A 17,533-nucleotide genomic window follows, 5' to 3' on the forward strand; every position below is an offset into this window, starting at 1 on the left:
TTGCCTCGGCGCTGCATTCGATATAGAGGCACTCATTGGCCGCTCCGGTTGGAGCCGTCCGCATGACCAAGAGTCACGGCGCAATTCGATACGATGCAGGGAAGAAATGAGCGATCAGAACGACGACTATGTGTATGACGAGGCAACAGGCGAGTGGCGACCCGCCTCCGAAATCGCTGCAGAAAAGGCAAAAGCCGCCGAGGTGCGCGATGCATCGGGCAACGTTCTCGCAGACGGCGACTCCGTCGTCCTGATCAAGGACCTGAAGGTCAAGGGCGCCGGTCAGACTCTCAAGCAGGGAACGGTCATCAAGTCGATCCGCCTCACGGACAATCCGGAAGAGGTCGACTGCCGCCACGATACGATCAAGGGCCTGGTGCTGCGTACCGAGTTCGTCCGCAAGCGCTGAGCCATGGCCCTTCGGCGTTTTGTTGTCCCGTGACGGCGGCGCCGCTTTGGCTGCAACCGACCGGTTGCATCCAATCTGCCGCCGAATGCCGGCGCTCGTCGTGCGAGCGCCGCGACGCGGTCGTTTGGATTGGCTATCTGGACATCGACCGGCAGGGTGGAGTTCTCACTCTCGAACTGGATAGGCGGACCGAAGGGCGGCTCGTCGCCAGCGCTCAGCCCCTCTGTCCTTTCGATAGAATGAAGCCCCACCTTGGCCTAGCGAATCCCAATCTCGCCAGGTCTGTCGTGAAGGGTCGCAATGTCTTCGCGCCGGAAGGGGACCATGTCCCTGTCGACGTGCTCCTGATAGGTTCGGGCATATTCGTGACCCGAATAGACGGCGGCAGCGATGAGGCCGGGTGCCAGGCAGTCGCCTAGCCGGACAACGGTCTTGATGCCGGCATCGGCCCATTCCGCTTCCCGTGCTTTCAGCTCATGCCACAAGGTTTCGTCGGGTAGCCGTGCCGTGACCGGAACGAGTGTGCCGCAGTCGATCTGTCGCGTCTTTGCGCTATAGATGCAGGAGAGCTCGAGCCGATCCTTCGTGCGGCCGGCAAGCGCCATGGCGGGGATGATGTCCACGCCGAGCTCGATGAGACGCCGTTGCACGCGTCCCTGTTCCAGCGTGTTCTTGCTCCACGGTGACACCTGAGATTCGGGCGTCACGAAGGTTACGGTTCGGCCAGCCCTGGCCAGCAGCTCAGCAAGCACACTGCCCATGTAGAAGCAATCGTCATCGAAGATTACGACCGGACCGTCGACGGATACGGCCGCGACGCCGTCGGCAAGAAGGGCATCGGGCGAAACGAGAGCGCCCTGCGAAATGAAGTCGAGGGGCTGCCGGTGCGTGCGGCCGACGCCGTCGCATCGCCAGCGCGCGCCGGTCGCAATCGCGACGTGAGGCATGCCGTATTGCAGAACGTCGTCGGCGCTCAACGGGCTGTGCAGGTAGAGTTGGGCATTCACCTGCGTGCTTAGCTGACCGACGCGCCAGTCGCGCACACGGCCCCAGGTCGCAAGCCCCGGCAGGCGACATTCGCGCGCGACCCGACCACCCCATTCTCCGCTTCCTTCCGCGAGCACGACGTCGACGCCGCGCTGGGCAAGAGCACGCGCCGCTTCGAGGCCGGCCGGACCGCCACCGATGATGAGCGCCGGCTCGGGCGCCCGTGATGGTGCCATGATTTCCGGATGCCAGCCCTTGCGCCACTCTTCGCCGATCGTCGGGTTCTGCGTGCAGCGCATCGGTACGTTGGTATTGTCGCCGGACGCACAGATGTTGCAGCCGATGCATTCGCGGATGTCGTCGATGCGTCCCTCCTCGATCTTCTTCGGCAGGTAAGGATCGGCGATCGACGGCCTTGCCGCGCCGATGAAGTCGAGAATGCCCTGGCGGATCACCCGCACCATGCTGTCCGGCGAGGTATAGCGCCCGACGCCGACCACCGGCCTGGTCGTGACGGATTTGACGAAACGCGTATAGGGCTCCTGGTAACCTTCCTCGGAGAAGCGCGCTGTTTGGCTGTCGTTGGACCAGTCGGAAAGGTTGACGTCCCAGAGGTCGGGAAGATCGGCGAGCGCCGAGATGATGTCCTTGCCTTCTCCTTCGCTGGTGATGCCGGAAGGCCCCATCAGCTCGTCGACTGCGAGGCGCACGGCGAGCGCACAGGTATCGCCGACCGCTTCGCGCGTGTCCTCCATAATCTCCCGGAACAGCCGCAGCCGGTTCTCGAAGGAGCCGCCATACTCGTCACTGCGCTGGTTGTGGCGGCGCGACAGAAAGTGCTGCAGCACGCTCATGTCGTGACCGGCATAGACATAGATGATGTCGAAACCGGCTCTCTTGGCACGCAATGCGGCGTTGCGATACCAGCGGCGCATGTCTGCAATATCGGTCTTATCCATGGCGCGCGCCTGGACGGGGTCGAGGCTGTCCGTGATGGCATGCGACGGGGCAAGCGGGATCATCCGGCTGAAACGGTTGGCGACATGCAAACCGTTATGCACGAGCTGGATGGCCGCTAAGCTTCCGTGGTGATGGATGCGCTCGGTGACTGCGGAGAGTGCGGGCAGATCGCCCTCGTCCCAAAGGCGCGCTTCGTTGGCCGGCGTCAGGTCCGAGGTTGGATGGATTTCCGCCTCCTGGGTAGAGACGACCGCCCAGCCACCCTCGGCCTTCATGCCGCGCAGTTGCGCCTCTGCGTTCGGATACCGGTAGCCCATGCCGGAACAGTGCGGCACCTGGTAGAAGCGGTTGCGCGCCGTGACGGGGCCGATCTTGACGGGTTCAAAGAGAATGTCGAAGCGGGGGTCTCGGGACATCGTCACTACCATGAATAAGAATTTGTTTTCGGCGGCCAGCCGCAACGCGTGGCGAGCCCAGATTAACCGGGCACGGCCGCCTCGCAAGATCATTGCTATACAATTGTATAGTTTCTTCAATGGCAAATTGTTTTGATGTCATTTCGCTTCGTCATGATCCCGGCAGTGGCGAGAGTGAGGCTTCGCCTGCGGGCGGCGCGCTCTTCTTTCGTATCCACGACGATGCCGACCTAATGGCGCGTTTGCGCGAGCGTGGGTCGAACGCCCGCTGCCGCGTGTGATCCCCCGGTTGCCAAAAAACCATAATTGTTTCACCAAGATTGGCATCTACACTCGGCATTTGAGAATTGGGTTAACGCTGAATGCGCATATCACACGTCTTCCTTGGTGCATTTCTTGCACTCGTGCACTCCGCCTATGCCGAAGTTGCGCCTCCGCCCGTTTTGGAGCCGGTCAAGCAACAGGCACAAGCTGCCCAACTGAGTGCAAAATTTCTTACGCGTTTCAGCTACAAGCCCGTTGCGCTCGACGACGCCTTGTCGGCCACGATCATGGATCGGTTCATCAAATCACTCGATCCAGACCGCGTGCTCTTCCTGCAAGCGGACATCGACAGGTTCATGTCTGAGCGCAGCGAGATCGACGACGCCATCAAGCAGAAAGATCTGTCGATCCCGTTTGAGATCTTCAACGCCTATGGGAAGCGCGTCGTCGACCGCATGAGCTACGCGCGCGACTTGCTTAAGCAGGACTTCGATTTCCGCGCGCAGGAGAGCTATTCCGTGCTGCGCGACACCGCGCCTTGGCCGCAATCGGAAGCCGAGAGCAATGAGCTTTGGCGCAAACGCGTAAAAAGCGACTGGTTGCGGTTGAAACTGGGCGGCAAGAACGATGCGGCTATTCGCGAGACGCTCGCCAAACGATACACAAACGCTCTCGAGCGCGCCTACAAGTACAAGAGCGATGACGTTTTCCAGTCGTTCATGAACGCCTACACAACGTCGGTCGACCCGCACACGGACTACTTCGGCACCGCCGCCTCGGCCGACTTCAATATCGCCATGAAGCTTTCGCTGGTCGGTATCGGTGCGGTTCTGCAGGAACGCGACGATTACACGACCATCCGTGAACTCGTGCCTGGCGGGCCGGCGCAATTGTCCGGCAAGCTTGCGGTCGGAGACCGCATTACCGGCGTTGGCCAGGGCAAGGATGGGCCGATAAAAGAAGTAGTGGGCACGCGCCTTGATGAAGTCGTGCAAATGATACGCGGGAAAAAGGGATCCGTCGTACGCTTGGACATTCTGCCGGCGGATGCCGGAGCAGATGCCACCCATCGCGTGGTGACCCTGGTGCGTGACAAAATCAGCCTCGAAAAACAGGCGGCCCAGAAGCGGGTGCTGTCTGTGAAAGTGGGCGAAACCACGCGCAAGATCGGGGTGATCACTCTGCCAGCATTCTACGAGGATTTTGAAGCCCGGCGCAAAGGAGACAAGAATTTTAGAAGCGCAAGCCGCGATGTCGGAAAGCTTCTCGACGAACTGAAGTACGAAAAAGTCGACAGCGTTCTTGTCGACGTGCGCAACAATGGCGGCGGCTCACTGGACGAGGCCATTGAATTGACCGGCCTGTTCATCGGCAAGGGGCCGGTCGTTCAGCAGCGTGGCAGCGACGGAAAGGTCGCTGTAACAAGTGCAGACTTTCCGGCGCCCGTCTGGACAGGCCCTGTAGGCGTTCTGATCAACCGCGGGTCGGCGTCGGCTTCGGAGATTTTTGCCGCGGCCATACAGGATTACGGTCGAGGCGTGATCATAGGCGAACCCAGTTTCGGCAAGGGCACCGTTCAAACTGTCGTGGACCTCGACCAGCTCGTCCGCAACAGCAAACCCGAATTCGGCCAGCTGAAAGTGACAATTGCCCAGTTTTTCCGGATCGACGGCGGTACAACGCAGTTGCGCGGTGTGACGCCTGACATCAACTTGCCGGGACTTTCTGATCCGACACGCTTTGGCGAGACTAGCTACGACAATGCTTTGCCGTGGACGCAGATCAAGCCCGCGAAATATGCGCCCGCAGACAGTGTAGCGACGCTGCTTCCGAAACTGCAAAGCCGCCATGACGCACGGGTCGAGAGCAATCCAGACTTCCAACGCCTGTTGAAAGACATTGCGGACATGAAGGCGCAACGCGAGAAAGGGACTATCTCCCTCAACGAGGCCGAACGCCGCAAAGAAATGACCGCCCGAGAAAATCGGTTCAAGTCTCGAGCGCAAGCAAGCGATGGCGGCGACGCCGGCGAAGACGATGGCCTCAATGCAAACGAGCGCAGCCTGAGTGCTGAGCTTGCCATTGAGAATGCCCGCAAGAACGCAAAGGATGTCTTGCTGGACGAGGCTGCCGCCATTCTTGCCGATGAGGCGGATTTGCGGGAAGGAAGGCTGAAGGCAGCCACCAAATAATCGGGAAATGCAGTCGGGAAATAGTCAGACCGGCCCGCGCAAAGGCAATGCTCGGGTTGGGATCCTGTCTTCGCTCTTTGTAGTAGCCTGGAGCATTTCAAGGCGGCGAGAGGTGCGCCGCCTTCGCTGCGGCAGGATCGTCCAAAACAGCGGAGGGTGAGCGGCCGCCCCGTCAACGAGGCCCAGGCTTGCTTTTTACAAGCGGTCGCAGGCGAAACGTACCAAGCCTTTCAACCGGCGAACCAGTCTCGCGCCATGGCAGCCGGCTTTTGCGGTCGGGTGAAAGTGCAGTCGCATAGGCGGCCGGCGTTCCCGGCTGCCATCCAGGCAACAGGACGGCGCAAAATTCGTGCGTCCCAATGGAACTTTCGCCCTCAGACCCGATTTGGCGACCGTATCAAGGATGGAGCGAATCAATGGCGCGCTCCCGGATTCGGCAATGCGTCGACGCATGCTTCGGCTGCCTTTCAGTCTGTCGCTCGATCTGGCTTCGAGCGTGCAATCAGCATGAACCTTCGTGTCGAGAGATCTCGCGGATGCGCGAAAGGCCGTCGCCAGCGTAGGAAAGATGGTTATCGATGTCGGTAAGGCCGTCAGAGGCGCGCGATGCCTGGCGATCGTAATGGTCTGCGCCTGCTGCGCCAGCTGCACGATCACACAAGCTCCGGGCGGCTACCACATCAAGGAATATTCCGAGAAGGCCCACGGCGTGAAGGCGGGCCTCCGAGCCCCCCACAGCAAGCACATTCGCAAGAGCGGTGGTCGCTACATTATCGGCAAGCCCTATCGGATGAAAGGCACGCGCTATTTTCCGAAGGAAGATCCAACCTACGACAAGAATGGATTCGCCTCCTGGTACGGCTCGGCCTTTCGTGGGCGCTTGACCGCAAACGGCGAGGTTTATAACCCGGGTCAACTTTCCGCGGCGCACCCGACCCTTCCCTTGCCCAGCTACGTGCGGGTGACCAATCTCGACAACGGTTCTTCGCTCATCCTGCGCGTCAACGATCGTGGTCCGTTTCATCAGGGCCGCATCATCGACGTTTCCAGGAGGGCAGCGGAGATGCTGGACCTGAAACACCGTGGGACCGCCCCGGTTCGGGTGCAGTATATGGGCCGCGCCCGCTTGGACGGACATGATGCGCGCTACCTCATGGCCTCCTACGTCAGGAAACACGATCACTTCCCCGACATTCATCGCAACCTCCCGAACGCAACCGGCATGATGGTGGCCTCGATGAGGTCTGCGGGCGACCATTGGCAGAGACATGGCCGATCGCTCTGGTCTGCAAAGACGGACCTCGTCGGCAATAGGCCGAGCCCCTCCTACGGAGCAGGGATCGACGTCGCATCTGCATCCCAGACATCCGCGCAATTCGTGATGTTCGCGAAGATCGGCCACACGATCTCTGAGCGGCCGTCGAGCGGCGTTGCAAGCGTTCGCGACGTGGTGACGTTCGATGTCAGATATTGCCTGGAGGAGCAAGAGAGCAGTAACGCCGTGCGCGACAAGTGCGGGGTTCTCCCGCTGCCGGCGGGCAATCGCAACGAGCGCCTGGTCGGCGTGATTTCCAGAAAGCACCCGCTCAGCGGCTACCGCTGGCGAGGGAAGCCATCCTATTCACGAAGCGGGTCTTTCCAGGCGCTAGAAAGGAGGCAGCGCATGTGGACGGGTTCGGCGTATACGGCTTGCCCGGCGACCCTGTCCGCGCTGACCCGTACAAGGCCCGCAGGCAAAAACTCTGCAAATTGTGGCGAAAACTAGACGGAATTTCTAAGGCCTTGCACAACCAAGGTGCTCGCTCCCTCGCGCGACAACACGCACGCCGATAGGTTTTCAGGGAAAACAACACCGGAGAATTGCATGAAACGCCTCCTCATTCTCGGCGCTACCCTTGCCGCGCACTTCGTGACTCCTGCGCTGGCCGAGGAGCCTACGAAGCTCCTCAACGCCTCCTACGACGTTTCGCGAGAGCTTTTCGTCGCCGAGAACGAGGCGTTCATCAAGCAGCATCCGGGCGTGACGATCGACCAATCGCACGCCGGCACCTCGAAGCAGGCCCGCTCGATCCTCGAAGGTCTCGAGGCCGACGTCGTGACCTTCAACCAGACCACTGACATCGAGTTCCTGGCCAAGAACGGGTTCGTGGCCAAGGACTGGGCCAAGGCCTTCCCGAACAACGCCTCGCCGTTCTATTCTTTCCCGTCGTTCCTGGTGCGCACCGGCAATCCGAAGAACATCAAGGACTGGAGCGATCTGGCGCGCGACGATGTTCATGCCGTCTTCCCCAATCCGAAGACTTCCGGCAACGCCCGCTACACCTATCTCGCCGCTTACGCCTGGGCCAAGGAGGCCTACGAGGGCGACGAAGCGAAGATCGAAGCCTACATCACCAAGATCTTCGACAACGTACCGGTCTTCGACACCGGCGGCCGCGCCTCCACGACGACCTTTGTCGAGCGCGAGACCGGCGATGTCTTGATCACGTTTGAGGCCGAGACCCGCAGCATCGTCAAGCAGTACGGTGCCGACAAGGTCGAGAGCGTCATCCCATCGGTTAGCCTGCTCGCCGAATTCCCCGTCGCCGTCGTCGAAAAGGTCGCTGAGAAGCACGGCACCGAAGCCCTGTCCAAGACCTATCTCGATTTCCTCTACACCGAAGAAGGCCAGCGCATCGCCGCTGAATTCGGCCATCGCGTCCGCAACGAGAAGGTGGCCGGCGCGTTCAAGGATCAGTTTCCGGCAATCCGCCTGGTGAACGTCGACGACGTCTTTGGCGGATGGGGCAAAATCCAGACCGAACACTTCGCCTCCGGCGGCGTCCTGGACAAGCTCTACGGCAGCCGCTAAGCGCCACCCGATTTCGCTTTCAGCCAGCCCGGCGGACGAACCGTTTGCCGGGTTTCACCATGACAAGGAAGTGGCCGTTTGAGACGCAATGTCCTGCCCGGATTACGCCTGTCGCTGGGTGTGACGCTGCTCTATGTGAGCCTGATCGTCGTCCTGCCGCTGGCAGCACTCGTGTTCAAGGCGGCGAGCCTTGGCCCTGCCGATTACTGGCAGATCGTCTCGTCGTCGCGGGCTCTCGCGAGCTATCGCGTCACAGTGCTCGCCGCTCTTGCCGCGACCTTCTTCAATCTTTTTTTGGGCCTGGCGCTCGCCTGGACCCTGGTGCGCTATCGCTTTCCGGGAAGGCGCATCGTTGATGCGATGGTCGATCTGCCGTTTGCGTTGCCCACCGCAGTCGCCGGCATTTCGCTGACGGCTCTTTTCACGACGAACGGCTTGTTCGGCTCCATCCTCAGCGATTTTGGCATCAAGGTTGCCTACACTCCGCTCGGCATCATGATCGCCATGTGCTTCACTTCGCTGCCCTTCATCGTGCGCACGGTGCAGCCGGTGCTGGAAGATCTCGACCCGTCGCTGGAAGAGGCGGCCCAGTCGCTTGGCGGCTCGGACTGGGCGATTTTCCGCAAGGTCATTCTTCCGCTCCTCACGCCAGCGCTTCTGGCGGGCGTGTCGCTCTCCTTTGCCCGTTGCCTCGGCGAATTCGGCGCGATCATCTTCATCGCCGGCAACCAGCCGATGTCGACCGAAATTACCGCCCTGCTGATCTTCATTCGGCTGGAGGAATACGATTATCAGGCCGCGGCAGCGATCGCCTCCGTCCTGTTGTTTACAGCCTTCTTGATGCTCGGCATCACGAATTGGCTGCAGGCAAGAGCGCTGCGCTACACGCTGAGGACCTGACCGTGAGAAAACGAACCGGCTGCACTCCGCCCCGCGTCGGCGACGGACCCTTCTTCCGTCGCATGCTGATCAGCATCGTCCTTGTCGTCGGTGCCTTCCTCATCCTCGCACCCCTCTTGATCATTGGCGTCGAAGCCTTTGCCAAGGGGTGGCAGGTTTATCGCGACACGATCCTTCATCCCGACACCCGGCACGCGATCATGCTGACAGTGCTCGCTGCGCTCGTTGCCGTTCCGGTCAATACCGCCTTCGGTATCGCCGCGGCTTGGGCCATCACCAAATTCGACTTCCGCGGCAAAGCCTTCCTGCTGGTCGTCATCGAAATCCCGTTCTCGGTCTCGCCGATCGTTGCGGGTGTCGCCTACCTCTTCGTCTACGGGCTGCAAGGCATATTCGGCCCGACGCTCGACGCCCACGGCATCAAGATCCTTTTCGCCATCCCCGGCATCATCCTGGCCTCGATGTTCGTCACAGCGCCGTTCGTCGCTCGCGAACTCATTCCGCTCATGCAGGCCCAGGGCAGGGATCTCGAAGAGGCCGCGACTTCGCTCGGGGCATCCGGTTGGCGCACCTTCTTCTCCGTTACGCTGCCAAACATCAAATGGGCGCTGCTTTATGGCGTCGTTCTTTGCAATGCTCGCGTCATGGGCGAGTTCGGCGCGGTATCGGTTGTTTCGGGCAATATCCGCGGCCAAACCAACACGCTGCCGCTCCATATCGAGCTGCTTTACCACGACTACCAGGCGGCAGGCGCCTTCGCGTCCGCGTCCATTCTGGCGCTCATCGCCGTCTTCACCATCATTGCCAAGCTGGCGCTGGAGCGCCGCGGTGCGGGCCGTGTCCGTCCGGCAGTCAATCCTGCGGAGAAAGCATAATGAAAATCCGCCTTGATCACGTCGTCAAGATTTTCGAAACCTTTCGTGCCGTCAAGGACGTCTCCCTGGAGGTCGAAAGCGGCGAGCTCGTCGCGCTGCTTGGGCCGTCCGGTTCCGGCAAGACGACCATCCTGCGCATGGTTGCAGGCCTCGAATTCGCCGATAGCGGCAACATCTATTTCGGCGATCAGGATGCGACCGACATCCCGGTGCGCGACCGCGGCGTGGGCTTCGTGTTCCAGCACTATGCACTTTTCCCACATATGACCGTTGCGGAAAACATTGCCTTCGGCATGGACGTGTCGAAGGTGAAACGCGAGAAGGCCGCGATCCGTGCGCGGGTGAAGGAGCTCTTGCGGCTGGTACGCCTCGAAGGGCTGGGTGACCGGTTTCCGGCGCAGATCTCAGGAGGACAGCGTCAACGTGTGGCGCTTGCGCGTGCGCTCGCGGTCGATCCAAAAGTGCTTCTCCTCGATGAACCTTTTGGCGCGCTTGACGCCAACGTCCGGCGCGAGCTTCGCCGCTGGCTGCGCGAGATCCACACCACGCTCGGCATCACGACGCTTTTCGTCACCCATGACCAGGAAGAGGCTCTCGACCTCGCCGATCGCGTCGTGATCTTGAAGGATGGCCACATCGTCCAACAGGGAACGCCGGAGGCGGTCTGCCGCGATCCCAAGTCGGCATTTGTCATGAAGTTCCTGGGCGATGCCAACATGCTCGCCGCCGACGTGCGCGACGGCAAGGCCTATGCCGATGGCGCGGTGATCGACGCGGCGGGTTTGGCAGATGGCAAGGCCGAACTCTACGCCCGTCCTGGCGATCTCGACTGGGCGCCGCAAGGGGCAGGCATCGCGGCCACGATCAGTCGGGTCATGGACCGGCCGGGCGGTCGCCGGGTGATTGCGACCACTCGCGACGGCGTGCATCTGGAACTCGACCTGGAACCGGAACGCGCCGTGACATCCGGCGACAATGGTTTCGTTACGCTGCGCCGTGCCAAGGTCTTTGCCGCCTAGACGCTGAGATTGCACGATTCTGATGGTTCGAGCCGGCGTGCGGAACTTTGGTGACGGCAATTGCGAGAGCCTCACTGCCTGCCTGCCGCGCATTCGCTGACCGCCGTTATGTGATGGATATCCAGTTCCGGCTGCTGATCGCGATTGGGCAACGAACCGGCACCCCGGATAAAGGGCGGGCGCGGATAGGGGCGTTGTGCGGAGCGGTATTTTCGGCACCTCCGGGACCATCGAGGCAGTTACAGAGCTCCCGGTTTGAGCGGCTCTGTCAGCCGCGTCAGCAGCGCTACCACTTCGGCCTGCAGATCCAGGCAGGTTTGCTGATGCTCCCATACCTGCTTCTCGCGGCGTGGAAGTTCCCGCAAAAGGTTGTCGAGTGTCATCGACTCGCGGGCATAGGCCTCGAACAGACCGTAGAGTTCATGGTTCTTTGTGATGCGCAGAAGTTCGCGATGCCGTGGAAGCACCAGCGCAAGGCGAGCCCGGCCGAGTTGTACCAAACCCATATCGTCTCATGTCCTTTGCTCTGACCTGTGGTCCGTCTGGTACCTCGCCCAGGTCATCTCCTGCGGTCCGGCGCGTGAAAGCACCGGAAAAACAGGAAACGCCGCAAGACGAGAACGGGTTCCCGACGATCGATGGTCGCTGCCGAACGACACCCGAGACACGCCAGGAGCCGCGATCGATGGCACTCGTGGATGCGGATGTCACGCACGAGACTTGCTGCCGGCGGCGACAGACGACGACGGTGTCGGCGAGAGTTCTGCCCTTCGCCGACGGAGCGCTGCCCTTGGATAAATAACTGAAATATAAAGGCGACTTGGCCCGGCCAGTGGAGCGTGGTCGGCAAACTCCCGTTCGAAGGTAGAGGCGGCGTCGGTCTGAAAAGGACTACCTGTGTGATCCGGATGGGATAAATATGCGTAGGACTTCCAGATTCAGGATGAACCAATGAGCCGCATGCCGAAGATCGCCGTGATCATGGACGAAAACACCAGCTCAGGGGGCGGACGCTATGATATCTCGAAGAATTACTTCTCTGCGCTGCGCCACGCGGGCGCCTTCGCCTTCGGTATTCCGTACATCCCTGACATGGTCGGCCAGGTCATCGAGGAGTTCGACGGGTTCCTGAGCGTCGGCGGCCGTATCAACTTTCCGAAAGATTGGTACGTCGAAGGGGACCAATCCCGGTACCCGCCCTCGGATCGTCTTGCCGTCGATATGGCATTGATGGAAGGGTTTCTTGCGCGTGACAAGCCTGTGCTTGGCATCTGCAATGGCATGCAAATGCTTGGATGCCTGAACGGCTGCCGGATGGTTTCGGATGTCCACTCTTCGTGGCCGGAAGCCCTCATTCACGACCAGGGAAATCTGTCACATGAGGTGCGCGCCGTCGCCGGCACGAGAATGGCCGATATCTTCGGCGCCGAAACGTTCGCCGTGAACACGTTTCATAGAGAGGCCATTGTGGAGGTGCCCAATACAGTGACCGTTACGGCTCGAGCACCGGATGGAGTCGTCGAAGCGATCGAGATCAGCTCGCAGTCTTTTGCCATGGGGCTTCAATGGCACCCGGAACTGCTGGATGCCGAAAGCCATCCGGGCGCCCGCGTATTTGACGCGTTTGTAGAAGCTGCAAGCTCCCGTTCGGCTTGAAAAACGGCATGAAGGCTGAGTGCATCGCTTCTCCAACAGAAGCTCGCCCTCGTGATGGTTGGCGGGCTCCGTTCTGGAGGCCGCTGTAGCGCAGCAACTCCGGAACGCGCAGAGAACTTTTGCCTTTGCATGCAGGTTGTATACAAGATAATAAATTCAGTGCATTCAATCTTGGTGTTACGCGTGAACTGGCCTGCCTGGGAATCGCACGGCGCGGCGATTGGCTGACGAGCCCTCGCCCAACCGGCTCCAGCGCATTCGGGGGGACGAATGAACCGTTATCCCATGTTCAATCCCCAGCTGTTGCTCAGCTTTGTCGCCATTTGTGAAAGCAACAGCTTCACCCGCGCTGCCGAGCGGGTAAACCTTTCCCAATCGACAGTCAGCCAGCAAATTCGCCGACTGGAAGACATGCTCGGGAAAGCGCTTTTCGAGCGCTCATCGCATCTGGTGCAACTGACGGAAGAGGGCGTCAAGTTGCTGAGCTATGCACGGCGCATCATCGCGTTGAACGAAGAGGCGCATGATGCCTTGGCTGGTCCCTGGCGTGACGGCGTGCTCCGGTTGGGAATGCCTGAGGATTTCACGGTACCGACGGTCGACTTGCTGGCGTCGTTCAACAGCCAGCATCCACACTTGCGATTGGATGTCACCAGCGGCCTGAGCGCGGATCTGCAACTTGCCTACCGGGAGGGAGAGCTCGATCTCATCCTCGTCAAGCAGCGCCGCAAGCAATTGCCGCGCGCCGCCAGACCCGAACCCCTGCTGTGGTTGGACAGCGTCGTGCGTCCGGCGATCGAACAATTGCCGGTGCCGCTGGCAGTGTTTCCGCTCAACGGCCTCTATCGCGAGGAATTGTGCCAGGCGCTCGACAGCCTGGGTATACGCTGGCGCATTAGCTACTGCAGCGCCAGTCTCGCGGCCCTGGCCGCCGCTTCCGCTGCCGGTCTTGGCGTCAGTCTGTTGCCCGCCAGCTGCAGGCTGCCGTCCCATCGCGTGCTGGGTGCCGCCGAGCGCCTGCCGCCTGTCGATGACTTCGAGCTGGCTCTCTTTTATCGCGACAACGCCAGTGCCGCCACGCTCGCGCTGGCGGAGCGCCTTATCGAGTATTGTGGCCTGAGGCGGTCATAGACGGAAGCGTCTCCCTCGCTTGTCATTGACTATCACTACGAAGCTGGCCGCATGCATTGGCAAATCGAATAGCCAGCATTGGCAAATGTCGCTGCCATGCCTTGGCGCCGTTCGGTAGATTGCCGGCTCTAATACTATCCATGATGAGGCAATGATGTTGGAACAGATGCTACCGCAAAGCCGCAGGACCTTTCTCAGCCGGACCGGGATGCTCACCACCGCTTGCGCTGTCGCTGGCTTTGCTGGCGGAGCGGTTCGCGAGGCATCGGCCAGCGCCGGTGACGGTGCCGGCGAGACAAATACCAAGACGCTCGCGGATCGCCACTACGTTTTGACCGGCGTGCGATTGGAGGAGGGGTTTGAGCGCGACGGCGATATCGTCGTCGCCACGCGGACTGCGCTCTACGCGTTGGAGATCAAGGACGGCGCGATCGTTGCCTTGCATCCGGAAAAGGCGACCTTGCCCGGAAGTGTGCCGCAGTATCAGGCTCATGGCCAGCTTCTGTTGCCGGCGATGCGCGACATGCACATCCATCTGGACAAGACGTTCTATGGCGGCCCTTGGCAGGCGCCGCGCCCGCGTCAGGGCAAAACCATCATGGATATGATCGCGCTCGAGGAGAAGCTGCTTCCTCAGTTGCTGCCGACCTCGCGAGAGCGGGCCGAGGGGCTGATCGCCCTCCTGCAGTCCAAGGGAACAACCGTCGCGCGTAGCCATTGCAACATCGACCCCGTTAGTGGCCTCAAGAGCCTCGAGCACCTGCAGCAGGCATTGGAGAACCATCGTGACGATTTCGTGTGCGAGATCGTCGCCTTCCCCCAGCACGGCCTGCTTCACTCCAAGGTCGACGGTCTGATGCGCGAAGCGATGCAGATGGGCGTTCAGTATGTCGGCGGCCTGGACCCGACGAATGTCGACGGCGCCATTGAAAAGTCACTCGATGCCATGTTCCAGATCGCCCTGGACAACGGCAAAGGGGTCGACATTCATCTGCACGAAACGAGCCCTGCTGGTGTTGCGGCGGTCAATTACATGATCGAGACCGTTGAAAAGAACCCGGCTCTGCGTGGCAAAGTCACGATCAGCCACGCCTTCGCATTGACCACACTTGCTCCGGAAGCCTTGGAGGAGACAGCCTCGCGCCTCGCGGAACAGAAGATCTCGATTGCCTCGACGGTGCCGATCGGAGCGCTGATGATGCCCTTGCCGCAACTGTCTGAGAAGGGGGTCTTCGTCATGACCGGAACCGATAGCGTCATCGACCACTGGTCGCCATTCGGCAGCGGGGACATGTTGGAAAAGGCGTATCTCTACGCGCAGCTTTATCGTGGGTCGGACGAATTCCGCCTCTCGCGGTCCATGTCGATCGCCACCGGCGGCATCCTGCCCCTCGACCACGAGGGCAAACGGGCCTGGCCAAATGTCGGCGACGAGGCCTCATTCACGCTTGTCGGGGCGAGCTGCTCGGCAGAGGCAGTGGCCCGCGTGCCGGCGAGGTCCGCGACCTTCCACAAAGGGCGCCTGGTGTCGGGCGGGCTCGGCGAGGCCTGATAAAGCTCAGGGTTTCCCTGTGGCCACTTCGACGTTCGTCATCGCGGAGCCGGGCAGCGTCTGCCCCTTGCCGAATGACGAAGTGGGCCAGGGGCCGATGCCGCGGATGTCCAAGGAAAGGCTCGCGCGCCGACTGCCGCATAAGGCTCCCGGATATCTTCCGGGAGCGCCGCGTTTCGTCTAGGCAAGGCCCTCCGCCACAGCGTAGGCGGAGAGCACCTCCTTGATGTTTCTGTCCCCGTCGGTCGGAAGCAACGCACGCGTCGTCACGGAGTCGAGGTGATGTGCCATGAGGGCTGCCGCCTCGTCGGTCTTGCCGGCGATCAATTTGTCCAGAAGCTCCTGGTGCTCCGATACGGCGCATTCCGAAGAATGCGGCCGCCCATAGAGTGCAAGGATCAGGGAACTGCGCGCGACCAGTTCGTTCACGTAGCGGATGAGGCTGGCGTTGTTCGTCATCTGAGCAAGGAGTGTGTGGAATTCGCCCGCCAGGCGGATCGATTGAGCGCGCTCCTTCTTCGCGGCTTCCTCGGCTTCAATATGAGACGAGAGAATGCCGATTTGCTCTTGCGTCAGTTTTCCGGAAAGCGTCTCTACCACAAGACGTTCCAGCGCCATTCGGGTAAGGAACAGATTGCGTCCTTCCTCAAGGGTTGGCCGCGCAACCACTGCTCCCCTGTTTGGCCTGAGCTCTACCAGCCCTTCCTCGCTCAGGCGAACCAGCGCCTCGCGCACCAGGGTTCTGCTGACCCCCAGCCTTTCGCCGATTGAATCTTCCGGCAGCTTCGATCCTGGAGACAGCGCCTGATCAAGGATTGCCCGCTTCAGGACGCGATGAACGGCCTGAGCGCGGCCACCGCCCGTTTCGTTCTCTTTCTTTGCCATACTGGTCACTCCGAGCCGTCGCAATTATCTCTTCGAATTGCATACAAAACGGCGAGATGTCTAGTGTATTGGTCTCGTCCGCCACCGGTATCCGCGGGAACCGCAAGAGCCGCCGCCCGGAAAGTCTCGTCGACTGCCCGAGCGCGGCCAAAGCCTTTGAGAGCAAGACGTCGCTCAGATGGGTGACTGCATGGCCTGCGCGTAGCGCGATGGGTTGAAGCGCGTGTAGAGGAAGAACACGCTGACGACGCAGGCAAGGTGCAGCGTCCAGCCAGCGGCGAAGCTGCCGCTGACATCGTGCAGAAATGCCGTGGCAAACGGGCCGAGGGACGCGATCAGGAAACCACCGCCCTGCATCAATGCCACCAGCACGCCGGCCTCTTCCGGCCGCGGCAGGTGATCGAGGGCGGTGACGATCGCCAACGAGAAGCTGCTGCCAAGGCCGGCGCCGCACAGGCCGACCCAGGTCGCGGGCGCTATCTGGGGCAGGAACGCAAGGCCGGCAAAACCGATCGCCTGCATCGCCAGCGTCAAGCGCAGAAACGCGCGGCGATCGATGCTGCGGCGAGCCAAAATCGGCAGGGCGAGCGCCGCCGCCGCCTGACAGATCGCCATCAGCGCCACGAGATTGCCGCTATCTCCGCTGCTCCAACCGAGGGACTGGTAATAGGAGGCGAGCCAGGCGACGGCGGAAGAGTAGCCGGCGTTGACCAGGCCGAAGGCGAGAATGAGTGTCCAGGTTCGAGGCCGGCGGAGCAGCCGGCCGGTGAGCGCCTTGTCCGGGCGATCGCTGCGCGAGTCCGACAGGATCAGCCAGGCGGCACCGAGAGCAACGAACGCTGGCGCTGCGAGCCAGGCAAGGGCCGGGCGCCAGCCGGAACCGTGATTGACGAGAAATGGCGTCAGCCGCGCGCCCAACGCTCCACCACCCATCAGAACCGCGGAATAGAGGCCGGTGACCACCGGTATGCTCCGGGGAAACTCCGCCTTGATGATGCCGGGGAAAGCCGCCTGAATGAAAGCGACGCCGGCGCCGCAAAGGGCAGCCGTCATCACCAATGCTGCGCCGCCCGGCGCAACGAGGCGGAGCAGCGAGCCGGCCACCAGCACAAACAGGGCGATGAGAATGCCGCGCCGCGTGCCGATCAGGGCCTGCACAGAAGGAGACACGAAGGCGCCCACGCCCATCAGCATCATCGGCAACAATGTCAGCAGGGCCAGGCTGGCATATCCCATCCCGGTATCAGCGACGATCTCGGACAGCACGGGCCCGGGAGCGGTGAGAAATGGCCGCAGGTTGACGGCGACCAGCACGACGAGAATGAGCAGCATCCATTGGCGGCCCGTCGTGGGCTTTGATGAATTGGGCATGATTGGGTATTTCCTTACGTCTTCTTCTTGTTTTGTGGCCCGAAGGGGTACTTGCGCGCTGGCGC

At 61.3% G+C, this 17,533-nt stretch carries 14 protein-coding genes; 10 read left to right on the forward strand and 4 right to left on the reverse strand.

Annotation, left to right across the window (positions count from 1 at the left end; genetic code table 11):
* Positions 1 to 106: 106 nt before the first annotated feature.
* Positions 107 to 409 carry an alkylphosphonate utilization protein gene (locus AC0C6X_RS24100; RefSeq protein WP_173515036.1) on the forward strand — a complete coding sequence of 101 codons (303 nt, stop codon included), beginning with the start codon at positions 107 to 109 and terminating at the stop codon, positions 407 to 409.
* Between the two features lie 257 nt (positions 410 to 666).
* On the opposite strand, the gene AC0C6X_RS24105 is transcribed toward AC0C6X_RS24100, so the two are convergent.
* A complete protein-coding gene (locus AC0C6X_RS24105) occupies positions 667 to 2,772 on the reverse strand; it encodes an oxidoreductase (RefSeq protein ID WP_173515037.1) in 2,106 nt (701 codons plus the stop codon).
* A 362-nt stretch (positions 2,773 to 3,134) separates the two neighbouring features.
* Between AC0C6X_RS24105 and AC0C6X_RS24110 the strand changes: the two genes are divergently transcribed.
* From AC0C6X_RS24110 to AC0C6X_RS24135, 6 genes are all read left to right on the forward strand, one after another.
* Entirely contained in the window at positions 3,135 to 5,228 is a 2,094-nt protein-coding gene (locus AC0C6X_RS24110; RefSeq protein ID WP_173515038.1) for a carboxy terminal-processing peptidase, read from the forward strand.
* Between the two features lie 568 nt (positions 5,229 to 5,796).
* The gene (locus AC0C6X_RS24115; protein ID WP_282439000.1) at positions 5,797 to 6,993 is read left to right on the forward strand and encodes a septal ring lytic transglycosylase RlpA family protein; all 1,197 of its coding nucleotides are present in this window, start codon (positions 5,797 to 5,799) and stop codon (positions 6,991 to 6,993) included.
* Positions 6,994 to 7,092: 99 nt separating this feature from the next.
* On the forward strand, positions 7,093 to 8,079 hold the full coding sequence (gene cysP / locus AC0C6X_RS24120) for a thiosulfate ABC transporter substrate-binding protein CysP (protein ID WP_173515039.1): 987 nt from the start codon (positions 7,093 to 7,095) through the stop codon (positions 8,077 to 8,079).
* A 78-nt stretch (positions 8,080 to 8,157) separates the two neighbouring features.
* Complete coding sequence (gene cysT / locus AC0C6X_RS24125; protein WP_173515040.1) at positions 8,158 to 8,979, forward strand: sulfate ABC transporter permease subunit CysT; 822 nt, start codon at positions 8,158 to 8,160, stop codon at positions 8,977 to 8,979.
* A gap of 62 nt (positions 8,980 to 9,041) precedes the next feature.
* A complete protein-coding gene (cysW, locus tag AC0C6X_RS24130) occupies positions 9,042 to 9,854 on the forward strand; it encodes a sulfate ABC transporter permease subunit CysW (protein ID WP_246304356.1) in 813 nt (270 codons plus the stop codon).
* The gene (locus tag AC0C6X_RS24135) at positions 9,854 to 10,873 is read left to right on the forward strand and encodes a sulfate/molybdate ABC transporter ATP-binding protein (RefSeq protein WP_173515042.1); all 1,020 of its coding nucleotides are present in this window, start codon (positions 9,854 to 9,856) and stop codon (positions 10,871 to 10,873) included. Before cysW ends, AC0C6X_RS24135 begins: the two co-directional genes overlap by 1 nt.
* Before the next feature lie 239 nt (positions 10,874 to 11,112).
* Here the strand turns inward: AC0C6X_RS24135 and AC0C6X_RS24140 are convergent, their stop codons facing one another.
* Entirely contained in the window at positions 11,113 to 11,379 is a 267-nt protein-coding gene (locus AC0C6X_RS24140; RefSeq protein WP_173515043.1) for a hypothetical protein, read from the reverse strand.
* A 445-nt stretch (positions 11,380 to 11,824) separates the two neighbouring features.
* On the opposite strand from AC0C6X_RS24140, the gene AC0C6X_RS24145 reads away from it, so the two are divergent.
* From AC0C6X_RS24145 to AC0C6X_RS24155, 3 genes are all read left to right on the forward strand, one after another.
* Complete coding sequence (locus AC0C6X_RS24145; protein ID WP_173515044.1) at positions 11,825 to 12,529, forward strand: gamma-glutamyl-gamma-aminobutyrate hydrolase family protein; 705 nt, start codon at positions 11,825 to 11,827, stop codon at positions 12,527 to 12,529.
* Positions 12,530 to 12,799: 270 nt separating this feature from the next.
* Positions 12,800 to 13,660, forward strand: coding sequence for a LysR family transcriptional regulator (locus AC0C6X_RS24150; RefSeq protein WP_173515045.1), 861 nt, complete (start codon positions 12,800 to 12,802; stop codon positions 13,658 to 13,660).
* A 154-nt stretch (positions 13,661 to 13,814) separates the two neighbouring features.
* Positions 13,815 to 15,212, forward strand: coding sequence for an amidohydrolase family protein (locus AC0C6X_RS24155; RefSeq protein ID WP_173515046.1), 1,398 nt, complete (start codon positions 13,815 to 13,817; stop codon positions 15,210 to 15,212).
* A 180-nt stretch (positions 15,213 to 15,392) separates the two neighbouring features.
* Here AC0C6X_RS24155 and AC0C6X_RS24160 read toward each other — a convergent pair whose 3' ends face one another.
* Both AC0C6X_RS24160 and AC0C6X_RS24165 read right to left on the reverse strand, forming a co-directional pair.
* Positions 15,393 to 16,097 carry a GntR family transcriptional regulator gene (locus tag AC0C6X_RS24160; protein WP_173515047.1) on the reverse strand — a complete coding sequence of 235 codons (705 nt, stop codon included), beginning with the start codon at positions 16,095 to 16,097 and terminating at the stop codon, positions 15,393 to 15,395.
* Positions 16,098 to 16,271: 174 nt separating this feature from the next.
* Positions 16,272 to 17,468, reverse strand: coding sequence for a cyanate transporter (locus AC0C6X_RS24165; protein ID WP_472955598.1), 1,197 nt, complete (start codon positions 17,466 to 17,468; stop codon positions 16,272 to 16,274).
* Between the last annotated feature and the right edge of the window lie 65 nt (positions 17,469 to 17,533).

The sequence above is a fragment of the Ensifer sp. VA4 genome (genome assembly GCF_055710065.1).

Bases quoted from the DNA above. Each gene is read 5' to 3' on its own strand.
- AC0C6X_RS24135 (WP_173515042.1), top strand. From the start codon at position 9,854: ATGAAAATCCGCCTTGATCACGTCGTCAAGATTTTCGAAACCTTTCGT.
- AC0C6X_RS24110 (WP_173515038.1), top strand. From the start codon at position 3,135: ATGCGCATATCACACGTCTTCCTTGGTGCATTTCTTGCACTCGTGCAC.
- AC0C6X_RS24150 (WP_173515045.1), top strand. From the start codon at position 12,800: ATGAACCGTTATCCCATGTTCAATCCCCAGCTGTTGCTCAGCTTTGTC.
- AC0C6X_RS24105 (WP_173515037.1), bottom strand. From the start codon at position 2,772: ATGTCCCGAGACCCCCGCTTCGACATTCTCTTTGAACCCGTCAAGATC.
- AC0C6X_RS24165 (WP_472955598.1), bottom strand. From the start codon at position 17,468: ATGCCCAATTCATCAAAGCCCACGACGGGCCGCCAATGGATGCTGCTC.
- AC0C6X_RS24140 (WP_173515043.1), bottom strand. From the start codon at position 11,379: ATGGGTTTGGTACAACTCGGCCGGGCTCGCCTTGCGCTGGTGCTTCCA.
- AC0C6X_RS24160 (WP_173515047.1), bottom strand. From the start codon at position 16,097: ATGGCAAAGAAAGAGAACGAAACGGGCGGTGGCCGCGCTCAGGCCGTT.
- cysP (WP_173515039.1), top strand. From the start codon at position 7,093: ATGAAACGCCTCCTCATTCTCGGCGCTACCCTTGCCGCGCACTTCGTG.
- AC0C6X_RS24155 (WP_173515046.1), top strand. From the start codon at position 13,815: ATGTTGGAACAGATGCTACCGCAAAGCCGCAGGACCTTTCTCAGCCGG.
- AC0C6X_RS24145 (WP_173515044.1), top strand. From the start codon at position 11,825: ATGAGCCGCATGCCGAAGATCGCCGTGATCATGGACGAAAACACCAGC.
- cysW (WP_246304356.1), top strand. From the start codon at position 9,042: ATGCTGATCAGCATCGTCCTTGTCGTCGGTGCCTTCCTCATCCTCGCA.
- AC0C6X_RS24100 (WP_173515036.1), top strand. From the start codon at position 107: ATGAGCGATCAGAACGACGACTATGTGTATGACGAGGCAACAGGCGAG.
- AC0C6X_RS24115 (WP_282439000.1), top strand. From the start codon at position 5,797: ATGGTTATCGATGTCGGTAAGGCCGTCAGAGGCGCGCGATGCCTGGCG.